General features: G+C 73.5%; 14 protein-coding genes and 1 riboswitch. Of the genes, 12 read left to right on the plus strand and 2 right to left on the minus strand.

Annotated features, from left to right (window positions below):
* The 7 genes from mihF to ABEA93_RS24675 all read left to right on the plus strand — a co-directional run bounded on the left by mihF (nucleotide 1) and on the right by ABEA93_RS24675 (nucleotide 7367).
* Complete coding sequence (gene mihF / locus ABEA93_RS24645; RefSeq protein ID WP_345677922.1) at nucleotides 1-318, plus strand: integration host factor, actinobacterial type; 318 nt, start codon at nucleotides 1-3, stop codon at nucleotides 316-318.
* 50 nt (nucleotides 319-368) lie between these two features.
* Entirely contained in the window at nucleotides 369-935 is a 567-nt protein-coding gene (gene gmk, locus ABEA93_RS24650) for a guanylate kinase (RefSeq protein WP_345677923.1), read from the plus strand.
* A 69-nt stretch (nucleotides 936-1004) separates the two neighbouring features.
* A complete protein-coding gene (gene rpoZ / locus ABEA93_RS24655; protein ID WP_345677924.1) occupies nucleotides 1005-1268 on the plus strand; it encodes a DNA-directed RNA polymerase subunit omega in 264 nt (87 codons plus the stop codon).
* 217 nt (nucleotides 1269-1485) lie between these two features.
* Nucleotides 1486-2712 (plus strand): bifunctional phosphopantothenoylcysteine decarboxylase/phosphopantothenate--cysteine ligase CoaBC, encoded by a 1227-nt coding sequence (gene coaBC / locus ABEA93_RS24660; protein WP_345677925.1) that lies wholly within the window; start codon nucleotides 1486-1488, stop codon nucleotides 2710-2712.
* Nucleotides 2713-2870: 158 nt separating this feature from the next.
* A complete protein-coding gene (gene metK / locus ABEA93_RS24665; RefSeq protein ID WP_345677926.1) occupies nucleotides 2871-4064 on the plus strand; it encodes a methionine adenosyltransferase in 1194 nt (397 codons plus the stop codon).
* A 338-nt stretch (nucleotides 4065-4402) separates the two neighbouring features.
* Nucleotides 4403-4936 carry a DUF1707 SHOCT-like domain-containing protein gene (locus ABEA93_RS24670; RefSeq protein WP_345677927.1) on the plus strand — a complete coding sequence of 178 codons (534 nt, stop codon included), beginning with the start codon at nucleotides 4403-4405 and terminating at the stop codon, nucleotides 4934-4936.
* Nucleotides 4937-5126: 190 nt separating this feature from the next.
* A complete protein-coding gene (locus tag ABEA93_RS24675) occupies nucleotides 5127-7367 on the plus strand; it encodes a primosomal protein N' (RefSeq protein ID WP_425585076.1) in 2241 nt (746 codons plus the stop codon).
* 52 nt (nucleotides 7368-7419) lie between these two features.
* On the opposite strand, the gene ABEA93_RS24680 is transcribed toward ABEA93_RS24675, so the two are convergent.
* A complete protein-coding gene (locus tag ABEA93_RS24680; protein WP_345677928.1) occupies nucleotides 7420-7776 on the minus strand; it encodes a cupin domain-containing protein in 357 nt (118 codons plus the stop codon).
* Between the two features lie 160 nt (nucleotides 7777-7936).
* On the opposite strand from ABEA93_RS24680, the gene def reads away from it, so the two are divergent.
* From def to ABEA93_RS24700, 4 genes are all read left to right on the plus strand, one after another.
* Nucleotides 7937-8482 carry a peptide deformylase gene (def, locus tag ABEA93_RS24685; protein ID WP_345677929.1) on the plus strand — a complete coding sequence of 182 codons (546 nt, stop codon included), beginning with the start codon at nucleotides 7937-7939 and terminating at the stop codon, nucleotides 8480-8482.
* 5 nt (nucleotides 8483-8487) lie between these two features.
* Nucleotides 8488-9441: a methionyl-tRNA formyltransferase gene (fmt, locus tag ABEA93_RS24690; RefSeq protein ID WP_345677931.1), complete on the plus strand. Its 954-nt coding sequence runs from the start codon at nucleotides 8488-8490 to the stop codon at nucleotides 9439-9441.
* Entirely contained in the window at nucleotides 9438-10877 is a 1440-nt protein-coding gene (locus ABEA93_RS24695; RefSeq protein ID WP_345677933.1) for an RsmB/NOP family class I SAM-dependent RNA methyltransferase, read from the plus strand. Before fmt ends, ABEA93_RS24695 begins: the two co-directional genes overlap by 4 nt.
* Before the next feature lie 256 nt (nucleotides 10878-11133).
* On the plus strand, nucleotides 11134-11919 hold the full coding sequence (locus ABEA93_RS24700; protein WP_345677934.1) for a hypothetical protein: 786 nt from the start codon (nucleotides 11134-11136) through the stop codon (nucleotides 11917-11919).
* A gap of 55 nt (nucleotides 11920-11974) precedes the next feature.
* Here ABEA93_RS24700 and rpe read toward each other — a convergent pair whose 3' ends face one another.
* Nucleotides 11975-12664 carry a ribulose-phosphate 3-epimerase gene (gene rpe, locus ABEA93_RS24705; RefSeq protein ID WP_345677935.1) on the minus strand — a complete coding sequence of 230 codons (690 nt, stop codon included), beginning with the start codon at nucleotides 12662-12664 and terminating at the stop codon, nucleotides 11975-11977.
* A 208-nt stretch (nucleotides 12665-12872) separates the two neighbouring features.
* Nucleotides 12873-13018: riboswitch (FMN riboswitch) on the plus strand.
* 184 nt (nucleotides 13019-13202) lie between these two features.
* Here rpe and ribD point away from each other — a divergent pair.
* On the plus strand, nucleotides 13203-14345 hold the full coding sequence (ribD, locus tag ABEA93_RS24710; protein WP_345678011.1) for a bifunctional diaminohydroxyphosphoribosylaminopyrimidine deaminase/5-amino-6-(5-phosphoribosylamino)uracil reductase RibD: 1143 nt from the start codon (nucleotides 13203-13205) through the stop codon (nucleotides 14343-14345).

Genomic DNA, 14345 nt, shown 5'->3' on the forward strand with positions numbered 1-14345 from the left:
GTGGCTCTTCCGCCCCTGACCCCCGAACAGCGCGCAGCCGCGCTCGCGAAGGCCGCTGAGGCTCGGCGGGAGCGTGCCGCGGTCAAGAACCGCCTCAAGCACTCCAACGCCTCCTTGCACGAGGTGATCAAGGAGGGCCAGACCAACGACGTCATCGGCAAGATGAAGGTCTCGGCTCTGCTCGAATCGCTGCCCGGCGTCGGCAAGGTCCGCGCCAAGCAGCTCATGGAGAAGCTCAACATTTCCGAGACGCGGCGCGTCCGCGGCCTCGGGTCGAACCAGATCGCGTCGCTGGAGCGCGAGTTCGGCGGCAAGTAATCCCGACCGGGCCGTCCCCGGCCCCGGCAGAAGGCACTGAAAAAAGCACCATGCACGACGCGAAGCAGCATCGCCGGCTCACCGTGCTCTCCGGCCCCTCGGGGGTCGGCAAGAGCACGGTGGTCGCGCATCTCCGCAGCACCCACCCCGATGTGTGGCTGTCGGTGTCCGCGACCACCCGCACTCCCCGCCCGGGCGAGGTCGACGGGGTCCAGTACCACTTCGTCGACGGCGGGCAATTCGACAAGCTCGTCGCGTCCGACGAGCTGCTCGAATGGGCCGAATTCGCGGGCAACCGCTACGGCACCCCGCGCCAGCCGGTCCTCGACCGCCAGGCGGACGGCGTGCCGACGCTGCTGGAAATCGAACTCGAGGGCGCCCGCCAGGTCCGCCGGGCCATGCCCGACGCGCTTCTGGTCTTCCTCGCCCCGCCTTCCTGGGACGAACTGGTCCGCCGCCTGGTCGGCCGCGGCACCGAATCGCCCGAGGTCATCGAGCGCCGTTTGGCACAGGCCAAGGTGGAATTGGCGGCGGAATCGGAATTCGACGTGACGCTGGTGAACACGTCCGTCGAGGATGTGTCGCGGGAACTGCTAGCCTTGATGAACGTTTCCTGAATCGAATGAGATCCTGACCGCCGTGTGTCCCATCCCGGCAGTCGAGGGTCGTTAGGGAAGGCCCCCGCATTGTCCGTCTCTTCCTCCGCGCCCGAGGGAATCATCAACCCGCCGATCGACCAGCTTCTGGAGATCGCCGACTCGAAGTACAGCCTGGTGATCTACGCGGCGAAGCGGGCTCGGCAGATCAACGCCTACTACTCGCAGCTCGGCGAGGGCCTGCTCGAGTACGTCGGCCCGCTGGTGGACACCCACGTCCACGAGAAGCCGCTGTCGATCGCGATGCGTGAGATCAACTCCGGCATGCTGACCGCGGAGCCCCTCGAAGGCTGACGCGCCACAGACGCCGATCGGGCCCGGCCGCACCCCGTTGGGGTGCGGCCGGGCCCGAGGCGTTTGTGCGGCAATCGGCCTTGCTCGCACGGGAGTTCCTCGTCCGCACGATCCGGCGTCCGCCACCGATGCCGCGCCGGTTCGCCCGCGCTGTCGCGGCGTCGCTACGCTCGAAGGCCGTGAGGCAGACCGCCCGCCCAGGCAGGGAGACGTACCGATGACCAGTCAGCCCCGTCCCCGCGTGGTGCTCGGCGTGTCCGGCGGCATCGCCGCCTACAAGGCGTGCGACGTGCTGCGCCGGTTCACCGAGTCCGGGCACGAGGTGCGCGTGGTGCCGACCGCGGCCGCGCTCAAGTTCGTCGGCGCCCCGACGTGGGCCGCGCTGTCCGGGCAGCCGGTCGCCACCGAGGTGTGGAACGACGTCCACGAAGTCCCGCACGTCCGCATCGGGCAGAACGCCGACCTGGTGATCGTCGCGCCAGCCACGGCCGACGTCCTCGCCAAGGCCGCGCACGGCATCGCCGACGACCTGCTGACCAACACGCTCCTGACCGCCCGCTGCCCCGTCGTGTTCGCGCCCGCGATGCACACCGAGATGTGGGAGCACCCCGCGACCCGCGAGAACGTCGCCACGCTGCGCCGCCGCGGCGCGATCGTCCTCGAACCCGCGGTCGGGCGGCTCACCGGCAAGGACACCGGCAAGGGCCGGCTGCCCGACCCCGAGGAGATCTTCCTCGCCGCACGCCGCGCCCTCGTCCGCGGCACCGCGGAACCCGACCTGGCCGGGCGGCACATCGTCGTGTCGGCGGGCGGCACGCGGGAACCCCTCGACCCGGTGCGGTTCCTCGGCAACCGCTCGTCCGGCAAGCAGGGGTACGCGCTGGCCCGCACCGCGGTCGCCCGCGGCGCCCGGGTCACGCTGGTGTCCGCGAACGTGTCGCTCGCCGACCCCGCGGGCGCCGACGTCGTGCGGGTCGGCACTGCCGTCGAACTCCGCGAAGCCGTGCTGAAGGCCGCCGCCGACGCCGATTGCGTCGTGATGGCCGCGGCGGTCGCCGACTTCCGGCCGGTCGCCTACGCGGGCGGCAAGATCAAGAAGACCGACGCCGAGCCCGACCCGATCGCGCTGGTGAAGAACCCCGACGTCCTCGCCGAGATCTCCCGCGACCGGGTGCGCGCCGGACAGGTCGTCGTCGGATTCGCCGCGGAGACCGACGACGTGCTGGCCAACGGGCGCGCCAAGCTCGCGCGCAAGGGATGCGACCTGCTGGTCGTGAACGAGGTGGGGGAGACCCGCACGTTCGGCGCGGACGGCAACGAAGCCGTGCTCCTCGGTGCGGACGGCGCCGAGACGCCCGTCCCGTTCGGGCCCAAGGACGAACTCGCGGACGCCGTATGGGACCGGGTCGTGGGACTGCTTCCGGAGCCGCCGACCGACCGGTAGGCCGGACGGGCGCGTGAGCAACGCCACGTCGTCTCCCGATGCGGGCACCCGCTCCGGATTCGCAGGTCGTAGGGCTACACTCGGGCCAGAATCCGGCTCGACGCGCCTGCCGCGGACGCGCCGACCAGCCAGCAGCCGCTGCAACACCAGGGAGCGATGTGTCCCGTCGACTGTTCACCTCGGAGTCCGTGACCGAAGGTCACCCGGACAAGATCGCCGACCAGATCAGCGACTCGATCCTGGATGCGCTCCTCAAGGAAGACCCCCGGTCGCGGGTCGCCGTCGAGACGCTCATCACCACCGGCCAGGTCCACGTCGCCGGCGAGGTGACGACCAAGGGCTACGCGGACATCCCCACCATCGTCCGCGACCGCGTCCTGGAAATCGGCTACGACAGCTCGAAGAAGGGCTTCGACGGCGCGTCCTGCGGCGTCTCGGTGTCCATCGGCTCGCAGTCGCCCGACATCGCCCAGGGCGTCGACGACGCCTACGAGGCGCGCGTCGAAGGCGACGACGACGAACTCGACCGCCAGGGTGCCGGCGACCAGGGCCTCATGTTCGGCTACGCGTGCGACGACACGCCCGAGCTGATGCCGCTGCCGATCACGCTGGCGCACCGCCTCTCGCACCGCCTGTCCGAGGTGCGCAAGAACGGGACCATCCCCTACCTGCGCCCGGACGGCAAGACCCAGGTCACCATCGAGTACGACGGCGACCGCCCGGTCCGCCTCGACACCGTCGTCGTGTCCACGCAGCACGCCGCCGACATCGACCTCGACTCGCTGCTCGCCCCGGACATCCGCGAGTACGTCGTCGAGCCCGAGCTCGCCGCGCTCGACATCGACACCGAGGGCTACCGCCTGCTGGTCAACCCGACCGGGCGCTTCGAGATCGGCGGCCCGATGGGCGACGCCGGCCTCACCGGCCGCAAGATCATCATCGACACGTACGGCGGCATGGCCCGCCACGGCGGCGGCGCGTTCTCCGGCAAGGACCCGTCCAAGGTGGACCGTTCGGCCGCGTACGCGATGCGCTGGGTCGCCAAGAACGTCGTCGCCGCGGGCCTCGCGCGCCGCTGCGAGGTGCAGGTCGCGTACGCGATCGGCAAGGCCGCCCCGGTCGGCCTCTTCGTCGAGACGTTCGGCACCGAGACCCTCCCGGTCGAGAAGATCCAGACCGCGATCGCCCAGGTCTTCGACCTGCGCCCGGCCGCGATCATCCGCGACCTGGACCTGCTGCGCCCGATCTACGCGCAGACCGCGGCGTACGGCCACTTCGGCCGCGACCTCCCGGACTTCACCTGGGAGCGCACCGACCGCGTGGAAGCCCTCAAGGCGGCCGTGGGCTCCTGACCCACCGGTCCGGTCTCCGCACCGGACCGCGCGACACCGGACCATCCGACGGCCCGGCGACTCCGACGAGTCGCCGGGCCGTCCGGATCTCCGGGGCGATCGGGACCGTGGGGGCGCTCGCGGTGGTCATGGTCAAGCACGTGAAATAGGTGGCCTTGTCAGTCATATTGTCGTACAAATAACGGGCCTGAGCGCCGCGCCTGCATCCCACCCGGGACCTCCTCGCCGGAGACGCGGCGCTCAACCGCGTTCCGCGGTACCCCGGTTGCGTGGTCGCGTGGTGAAGAGTGGGGCTAGCCCCATCCCCACGGGGCCGCGGAATCCCTACCGTCGATGACATGCTGACCCGACCCGGAATGCGCGCGTCCGACGTCGACAGGGAAGCCGCGGTCGCGCTGCTGAAGGACCACCACGCCGAGGGACGCCTGACCCTCGACGAGTTCGACGAGCGCATCGGGGCCGCCTACGCCGCCGTCACGCTCGGCGAACTCGCCCGCCTCATCAGCGACTTGCCGCCGCCGGTACGCCTCGAATACGACGTCGCCCTGCTGCGCGGCCAGCCGGTCCCCGCCACACCGCCGCCCGCGCCGTCCCCGGCGCGCCCCGCAGACCCGGCACCCTGGCCGGCCGAGGCCTTCCAGCCCCCGGCCCGCAGCCGACCGCGTCGCGACCCGGTGAACGGCCGCGCCGTCCTGCACGGCTTGTGGACGGCACTGTTCGCGGTGACCGGCGTGAACACCGCGATCTGGTTCCTGGTCCTGATCACCCACGGCCCGGTCTACTTCTGGCCGATCTGGGTCTTCGGCCCGGCGGGAGCGGTCCTGGGGGCGGCCGAGCTGTGCGTGCGGCGGCACGGGGAGGTCGAGCGCTGAGGGCGGAGCTTGAGGGGCTGGCCGGCTGACCCGGCGCGGCACGTGAGCATCCGGGCCTGCCCGGGCCGCGCGTCGGCGTTCGGACCGGGCCGACGCCGAGACCGCCACCGGCCATGCGCCCCGTCCGCCCCCGTCCCCGTCCCTGCGTGCCCCGCCGTCGACTGTCCCCCTGGTCTGGGAAAATGCGGGTGTGGGTGAGCACACGGCGGGGGAGGACGGCGGGCGGTCTCCGGCTCCGGGGGAGCAGATGGAGATCGCGGTTGCCGCTGCGCGGAAGGCCGCGAAGAAGGCCAAGCCGAAGAAGGCGCCGGTGCTCGCCGCCGAGTTGCCGGTGGCGCGGGTGGCCGTGGACAAGGGGCTGTCCCACCTCGACCAGTTCTACGACTATGCGGTGCCGGAGACGATGGCGGACACCGCCAAGCCCGGCGTGCGGGTGCGCGTCCGGTTCGGCGGGCACGCGTCCGGCGACCGGCGGCGCGGTGGCGGGCTGGTCGACGGGATCGTCGTCGACCGGTTGGCCGCGTCGGACTACAGCGGTCCGCTGGCGCGGATCGAGCGGGTCCTGTCGCCCGAGCCCGTGCTGCCCGCCCGCATGCTCGATCTCGCCCGCGCGGTTGCCGACCGTTACGCGGGCACCCTCGCGGACGTCCTGTCCCTCGCGCTCCCGCCCCGGCACACCCGCGCCGAAGCCGAGCCCGCCGCGGATCCGCTGCCCGACCTGCCCGTGCCGGCCCCCGCGACCTGGGTCCGCTACACCGGCGGCGAGGCGCTGCTGGCCGCGCTGGCCGACGGCGGCGTGCCGCGCACGGTGTGGACGGCACTGCCCGGCCCCGATTGGCCCGACGAGGTCGCCCGGGCGATGGCCGCGACGTTGTCCGGCGGCCGCGGTGCGCTCGTGGTGCTGCCGGACGGCAAGCTCGTCGCGCGCGTCGACGAGGCCCTCGAACGGCTCCTCGGCCGCGGCCGGCACATCGCCCTGACCGCCGACGCGGGTCCGGAGGAGCGCTACCGGCGCTGGCTCGCGGTGAGCCGCGGCACCGTCAAAGCGGTCGTGGGGACGCGCGCGGCGATGTTCGCGCCGGTCGCCGATCTCGGGCTGGCGGCGTTGTGGGACGACGGGGATTCCGCGCATTCCGAGCCGCGTGCCCCGCAGCCGCACGTGCGGGAGGTCCTGGTGATGCGGGCGCTGCGCGAGCAGGCGGCGTTCCTGGTCGGCGGGAACACGGCGTCCGTCGACGCGGCGCAGTTGGTGCGTTCGGGCTGGGCGCAGCCGGTGGATGCGCCGCGGGCGGAGGTGCGGGCGGCGGCGCCGCTGATCCGTACGGTGGGCGATTTCGATCTGGCGCGGGACGAGGCGGCGCGGACGGCGCGGCTGCCGTCGATGGCATGGGATGCGGCGCGGCGGGGGCTGGAGTCGGGGCCGGTTCTGGTGCAGGTGCCGCGGCGGGGCTATGTGCCGCATGCGGCGTGCCAGCGGTGCCGGACGGCGGCGCGGTGCGAGTCGTGTGCGGGTCCGCTCGGACTGACGGGGGCCGAGGGGGCGCTGCTGTGCGCGTGGTGCGGGCGGCACGAGGTCGGGTGGCGGTGTCCGCGGTGCGGCGGGGGGCGGCTGCGGGCGAGTGTGGTGGGGGCGCGGCGTACCGCGGAGGAGTTGGGGCGGGCGTTTCCGCGGGTGCCGGTGCGGACGTCGGGGCGGGACGCGGTGCTGGCGTCGGTGCCGGATGTTCCGGCGCTGGTGGTGGCGACGCCGGGCGCGGAGCCGGTGGCGGCGGAGGGTTATGCGGCGGCGTTGCTGCTGGACGGCTGGCTGTTGCTGAGCCGTCCGGATCTGCGGGCGGGCGAGGAGGCGTTGCGGCGGTGGCTGGCCGCGGCGTCGCTCGTCCGGCCGGCGTCGTCGGGCGGCACGGTGGTGATGGTGGGGGAGCCGACGCTGCGGCCGGTGCAGGCGTTGGTGCGGTGGGATCCGCAGGGGTTCGCACGGACCGAGTTGGAGGAGCGCGCGGAGCTGGGGTTCCCGCCGGTGTCGCGGATGGCGTCGGTGACCGGGTCGCCGGCCGCGGTCGCGGACTTGCTGGCGATGGTGCGGCTGCCGGACGGGACGGATGTGCTGGGCCCGGTTCCGGCGCCGCTGCCGGTGCGGCAGGCGCCGCAGGCCGAGTCGCGGCGGCCGGGGAAGGCGGCGGCGGCGCGGGCCGCGATAGACCGTTCCGCGGCGCAGGCCGCGGCGGGTCTCGCGTTGTGGAGTGAGCGCCCGGCCTCGGACGGCGGTGCCGCGCCGTCCGAGGACCGGCGCGAGCGGGTGCTGCTGCGGGTCTCGCCGGGCCGCGGCGCGGAGTTGGCGGCGGCGCTCAAGGCCGCGCAGGCACAGCGGATGGCGCGCGGACCGGGGGAGCCGGTGTGGGTGCGGATGGATCCGCTGGACATCGGCTGAGGCCGCCGCCGCGGGTGGGCGGGGTGGCCGGTCTGGGGTCGGTCTTGCCGGGTCAGGCCTGCTTGGCGTAGTCGCCGATCTTGCCGGCGAAGTCCAGGACGACCGCGGCTTCGCTGCCGACGACCCAGGCGTCGTGTCCCGGGTCGCAGACGAACGCGTCGCCGGGCCCGGCTTCCGCTTCGGTGCCGTCGTCCATGCGGATGTGGAGCCTGCCTTGGACGACGTAGCCGTAGTGGTGGAACTGGCAGCTCGCCGTGCCGGCGATGGGTCCGACGGATTCCGACCACTTCCAGCCCGGTTCGAAGCGGGCGCGGCCGAAGGTCAGGCCGGGCAGTTCGAGGACGTCGAGGCGGCCCTTCGGGAAATCGCGGGTCTCGTCGGCTTTGTCGGGGGAGCGTACTTCGAGCATGGTGCTTTCGCCTCCGTTCCCATGGTCTCCCGGCAGCGCGCCCAAGTGAAGATCACCGGCCGGATCGGCGGGCGCGCCGTCGGTAGACTGGGCGGATTGCGGGGGGTGGCGGCGGCTCGCCGGCCCCGGTCTCTTTTTCCGGTCGAACGGGAGTTCTTCTGTGGCAGTTCAGCCGATCCGCCTCTTCGGTGATCCGGTGTTGCGTACCGCGGCGGATCCGGTGACCGTCTTCGACAAAGAGCTGCGGGTCCTGGTCAAGGACCTGACCGACACGATGACGGATGCGCCCGGTGCCGGTCTGGCGGCGCCGCAGATCGGTGTCTCGCTGCGGGTGTTCACCTACAACGTCGACGGCGAGATAGGGCACTTGATCAATCCCGACCTCGATCTGTCGGACGACGAGCAGGAAGGCCCGGAGGGCTGCCTGTCGCTGCCCGGCCTCGCTTACGACACCAAGCGTGCGTTCGGCGTCGTCGCCAAGGGCTTCAACATGTTCGGCGACCCGGTGACCATCGAAGGCACCCAGCTGCTGTCCCGGTGCATCCAGCACGAGACCGACCACCTCGACGGCATCCTCTTCATCGACCGGCTCGACCGCGAGCAGCGGAAGCTGGCGCTCAAGGCGATCCGCGACGCCGAGTGGTCGGGTCAGGCCCCGCCGACCGTGAAGGTGTCGCCGCACGGGACGTTCGGAAAGGCGCTCTGATCCCCATGCGTCTGGTGTTCGCCGGGACCCCCGAGGTGGCGGTCCCCTCCCTCGAAGCACTCATCGCGTCGCGGCACGACGTCGTCGCGGTCGTCACCCGCCCCGACGCGCCCGCCGGCCGCGGCCGCAAGCTCCGCCCGTCGCCGGTCGCCGAATGCGCCCTCGACCACGGCATCGAGGTGCTGCGCCCCGGGAAGCCGCGCGAGCCGGAGTTCCTGGCCCGGCTGACCGAGATCGCGCCCGACTGCTGCCCCGTCGTCGCGTATGGTGCGCTGCTGCCGAAGGCCGCCCTCGACATTCCGGCGCGCGGCTGGGTGAACCTGCACTTCTCGCTGCTGCCCGCATGGCGCGGCGCGGCGCCCGTGCAGCACGCCGTCCTCGCGGGCGACGACGTGACCGGCGCCTGCACCTTCCTCATCGAGGAAGGCCTCGACTCCGGGCCGGTGTTCGGCTGCGTGACCGACGAAGTCCGGCCCGGCGACACCAGCGGCGACCTGCTGGAGCGGCTGTCCCGGTCCGGCGCGCGGCTCCTCACCGCGACGATGGACGGCATCGACGACGGCTCCCTCGTCGCGGTGCCCCAGCCGCCGGACGGCATCTCGCTCGCCCCGAAGATCACCGTGACCGACGCCCGCGTCGACTGGGCCACACCCGCCATGCGCGTGGACCGCGTCGCCCGCGGCTGCACCCCCGCGCCCGGCGCCTGGACCACGTTCCGCGGCGAACGCGTCAAGCTCGCCCCGGTCCGGCTGCGCGCCGGCGACAACGCGCTCGCGCCCGGCCAGATCGCCGTCGAACGCAAGGTCGTCCGCGTCGGCACCGGCAGCCACGCCGTCGAACTCACCGACGTCCAGCCGCAGGGCAAGCGCATGATGGCCGCCGTCGACTGGGCGCGCGGCGTGCGGCCCGAGGACGGCGAAACGTTCGACGCCGCCGCGGATACCGAGGAGTCCTCGTGACCCGTCCCGTCACCCCCGGCCGCACACCCGGGTCACCGGACACCGGGGCACGCGGCAAAGCCGCCCGCACCTACCGCCGCCCCAAGCCGGACGCCGCGCGGCGGGCCGCGTTCGACGTCCTGCGGCAGGTCGACGAACGCGACGCCTACGCGAACCTCGTCCTGCCCGGCCTCCTGCGCGACCGGCGCATGACCGGCCGCGACGCCGCGCTCGCCACCGAACTCGTGCACGGCACGCTGCGTCGCCAGGGCACCTACGACGCGATCCTCGACCGGTGCGTCGACCGGCCCATCAACGAGGTCGACCCGCCGGTCCTCGACGTGCTGTGCCTGGGCGCGCACCAGCTGCTGTCCACCCGCATCCCCACGCACGCCGCGGTGTCCGCCACCGTCGAACTCGCTCGCGGCGTCCTCGGCGACGGCCGCGCCAAGTTCGTCAACGCGGTGCTCCGCAAGGTCGCCGCGAAGGACCTCGACACGTGGCTCGACGAGGTCGCGCCGCCGTACGACGAGGACCCCGAAGGGTTCCTGTCCGTCGTCCACTCCCACCCCCGGTGGGTCGTGGGCGCGCTGTGGGACGCCCTCGGCGGCGGACGCGAAGGCATCGAAGCGCTCCTCGCGGCCGACAACGCCCCGCCCGCGGTCACCCTGGTCGCCCGGCCGGGCCGCGCCACCCTCGAGGAGCTGTTCGAGGCGGGCGCGGCGCCCGGCCGCTGGTCGCCGCTCGCCGCGGTCCTGCCCGAAGGCGACCCGGGTGCGCTGGCCGCCGTCCGCGACGGCCGCGCGGGCGTCCAGGACGAAGGCAGCCAGCTCGTCGCCCAGGCCCTCGCCAACGCCGACGTCGCCGGGACGGAGACCCGCTGGCTCGACCTGTGCGCGGGCCCCGGCGGCAAGGCAGGGCTCCTCGCCGCCATCGCCACCCAGCGCGACGTGGCCCTGCTCGCCGTCGAGCGCCGCCACCACCGCGCCCGCCTGGTCCGCAACGCCATCGGCTGGAACACCCGCCACCAGGTCGTCACCGCGGACGGCACCCGCCCCGCGTGGGCGCCCGGGTCGTTCGACCGGGTCATCGCCGACGTGCCGTGCAGCGGCCTCGGCGCGCTGCGCCGCCGCCCCGAGTCCCGGTGGCGGCGCCGCCCCGAGGACATCGCCGAGCTGGGCCCGCTGCAGCGCGAACTGCTGGCGTCGGCCCTCGCCGCGGTACGCCCGGGCGGCGTCGTCGCCTACGTGACCTGCTCCCCGCACCGGGCCGAGACGCGGGCGGTCGTCGACGACGTGCTCGGGTCGGCGGCGGGGAAGGGCTTCGTCCTGGCGGACGCGCGGCCGTACTTCCCCGGCGTGACCGAGCTGGGCGACGGGCCGGACGTGCAGCTGTGGCCGCACCTGCACGGCACGGACGCGATGTACACGGCGCTGCTGCGGCGCAGCGAAGGCTGAGCCCGGCGGGGTGGGCCGTCCGAGTGGAAGATGCCCCTCGGACGGGTGGTCGTGCGGCGGCCCGCGGGTCGCCCGTGCGGCCCGAGTCGTACGCCTCCCGAGGGAACCGCACCCCGCCTTGGTCACTCGTTGTGATGATCCTGGGCCGCGCGGGTCGGGAAATCCGCCCTTGACGGGATAGTTGCCGGAAAGAGGGCATAGGTCGTTAGTCGCCTTGATCGCCACAAGGTGACGCACGACCCAGGAGCACGACCCGATGCCCGTTGCGCCAGCCCCCGTACTCGACCGCCGCAGCCCCCCGTTCCGGCGCGGACCGGTGCGCGGGTCCGCCGCACGCCTGGGCGGGGAGCTTCGCGACGAGTGGCTGCGGCTGACGGCTTCGCCGCTCGCCCAGCTGCGGCGCAGGGGCCTGCGGGCGGTTCCGCTGGCGGTGGGGGCGACGCTGCTGGTCGCGTTCTTCCATCTGGTGCAGCACGTTCCGTGGGGTGCCGCGGTGACCCACGACCTGGGCGGGGTGCGGGCCGACCAGCCGGTGTGGCTGGCGCTGCTGCGGACCCCCGTGTCGCTGTTCGTGCCCGCGCCGGATCTGCCGGTGTGGGGCGCGCTGGCGCAGGTGCTGATCGTGTTCGGTCTCGGTGAACTGACGTTCGGGATCCGGCGGACCTTGTTCGTGGCCTATTTGGCGACGCTCGCCGGGACGCTCGCGGCGCGCGGGATGGTCGCGCTCGGGCCGGACCGGATCCTCGGCATCGAACCGCGGCTGGCGCACGTGTTCGACACGGGGCCGTCGGCGGCGGTCGTCGGCCTGGTCGTGGCGATCGCCTGGGCCGACCGGGCGTGGACGCTCATGGCCGTGGTGTGGGGGCTGATGATCGCCGAGGTGGCGTGGAAGCCGAACCTCGCCGGGCGGGAGCACCTGATCGGGATGGCCGTCGTGCTGGGCTACGCGGTGGCGTCCGAGGCGTGGCGGCGCGGGCGCGAAGTACGCGCGATCGTCGAGTGGACCGATCGGCGCGGCGTCGAGGTGAAGGCCGCCCGATAGCCGGAAGCGGGTGCCGTCGGAGATTCCGGCGGCACCCGCTTCGCGGTGTTCCGGGTCAGTGGGCGCAGGCCCAGGCGGCCTTCGTGGTGGCGTCGTTCGCGAGCGCGCGGAGCTTGTCGACCGCGGCGCCCGGGTCGCGGCCGTCGTACACCGCGGACCCGGCGACGAACACGTCGGCGCCGGCTTCCGCGCAGCGCTCGATCGTCTCCGCGGACACCCCGCCGTCGACCTGGAGCCACATGTCCAGGCCGTGCTTGCCGATGAGTTCCCGGGTGCGGCGGATCTTCGGGAGCATGATGTCGAGGAACTTCTGGCCGCCGAAGCCCGGTTCGACGGTCATCACGAGGATCATGTCGAGTTCCGGCAGCAGGTCCTCGAAGGGCTCGATCGGGGTGGCCGGCTTGAGCGCCATCGACGCGCGGGCGCCGGCCGCGCGGATCGAGCGGGCGAGGCGGACCGGCGCGGCGGCGGCTTCGACGTGGAAGGTGACACTGCCCGCGCCGGCCTCGGCGTAGGCGGGCGCCCAGCGGTCCGGGTCCGCGATCATCAGGTGCGCGTCGACGGGGGTGTCCGCGGCCTTGAGGATGGATTCCACGACGGGCAGGCCCAGCGTGAGGTTGGGGACGAAGTGGTTGTCCATCACGTCGACATGGAGCCAGTCGGCGTTGGCGACCTTGGCGGTCTCGTCGGCGAGACGCGCGAAGTCCGCGGACAGGATGCTGGGCGAGATCTGAACGGGGGCCATGGGGACAGGGTGCCATCCCCGCGCCCGATGGCTGGAATCGGATGGGCCGATATTCCGACTGCCGGACATCCCGCCGGACACCCCGGATCCTGACGGTGCGTCAGGTGTTCGGCCGACTGCACTGAGTGTGCGTGATGGAACACACAGAAGCGGCAAGGTCAAGTCCGCAGGCAGGCGTGGCACACTTCGAGGTGTACGAATGTCACGTACGCGCGCTCCGGGGTCGGTGAAAATCCGAACCGGCGGTAAAAGTCCGCGACCCGGTCAGCGTCCTCCATCCCGGAGGCGCCGATCGGCTGAACCGGTGGAATTCCGGTACCGACGGTGAAAGTCCGGATGGGAGGCAGCGCGCGGCGGCCGACTTCGCCATGCGGGCTACCCTGCCCCATGCCGAGGTTTGCGTCGTCCTGCCTTCCCGCGGCATGCCCGCAAACCCCGCCCCGGTCCACGCGTCGCGAGATGCGGAGGAGTCCGGGTGTCCGGCGAGGCGGGTCCCACCCCCGAAGGGGTCGACGCGGCGATCGACGTCGCGGCGCACATGCGCCGCGCGATCGACCTGGCCGCACGCGGCCTCGGCACCACCAGCCCCAACCCCGTCGTGGGCAGCGTCGTTCTCGACGCGCACGGCGACATCGCCGGCGAGGGCTTCCACGAAGTCGCCGGCGGCCCGCACGCCGAAGTCGCCGCGCTCCGCGCCGCGGGCGACCGGGCCCGGGGCGGCACCGCGATCGTCACCCTCGAACCGTGCGCCCACACCGGCCGCACCGGGCCCTGCGCCCAAGCGCTCATCGACGCCGGAATCGCGCGCGTCTTCTACGCCGTCTCCGACCCCACCCCCAACGCCTCCGGCGGCGCCGCCATGCTGCGCGCGGCCGGGGTCGAGGTGCACAGCGGCGTCCTCGCCGCCGAAGCCGCGCGCGGCAACGAAGCCTGGCTGACCGCCGCCCGCCTCGGCCGCCCCTTCACCACCTGGAAGTACGCCGCCACTCTCGACGGCCGCATCGCCGCCGCCGACGGCACCAGCCGCTGGATCAGCTCCGCCGCATCCCGCGCCGACGTCCACCGGCTCCGCGCCCGGGTCGACGCGGTCGTCGCCGGATCCGGCACCCTCCTCGCCGACGACCCCCACCTCGCCGTCCGCGGCACCGACGGCCCGGTCCGCCAGCCGCTGCGCGTCGTCGTCGACACCCACGCCCGCATCCCGGCCGGCGCCCGCGTCCTCGACGACGCCGCACCGACCCTCGTCGCGGTCGCCGACGACCTGCCCGCCGCCACCGCCCGGGCCCTCGCAGACCGGATCGCCGGCCGCGCCGAGATCCTGCCGCTGCCGCGCGCCGCCGCGGGCGGACTCGACCTCGACGCCCTCAACAAAGCGCTCTACGCCCGCGGCGTCCGCTCCGTCCTCCTCGAAGGCGGCCCCACCCTCGCCGGCGCCTACGCCGCGGCCGGGCTCGTCGACAAGGTCGTCGCCTACCTCGCCCCCGTCCTCCTCGGCGCCGGCCCCACCGCCCTCGGCCCCGCCGGAATCTCCACCATCGCCGACGCGTTGCGCCTCACCGTCGACGACACGGAAACCGACCGCTTCGGCGGCGACATCCGCATCACCGCACGCCCCGCCCGGCCCCCGTCCGACGAGCCCGTCGCGAACCAGCCCGCAGCCCAGCCCGTGAAGGAGTCCTAG

Source organism: Yinghuangia aomiensis, assembly GCF_039542225.1.
Taxonomy (GTDB): domain Bacteria; phylum Actinomycetota; class Actinomycetes; order Streptomycetales; family Streptomycetaceae; genus Yinghuangia; species Yinghuangia aomiensis.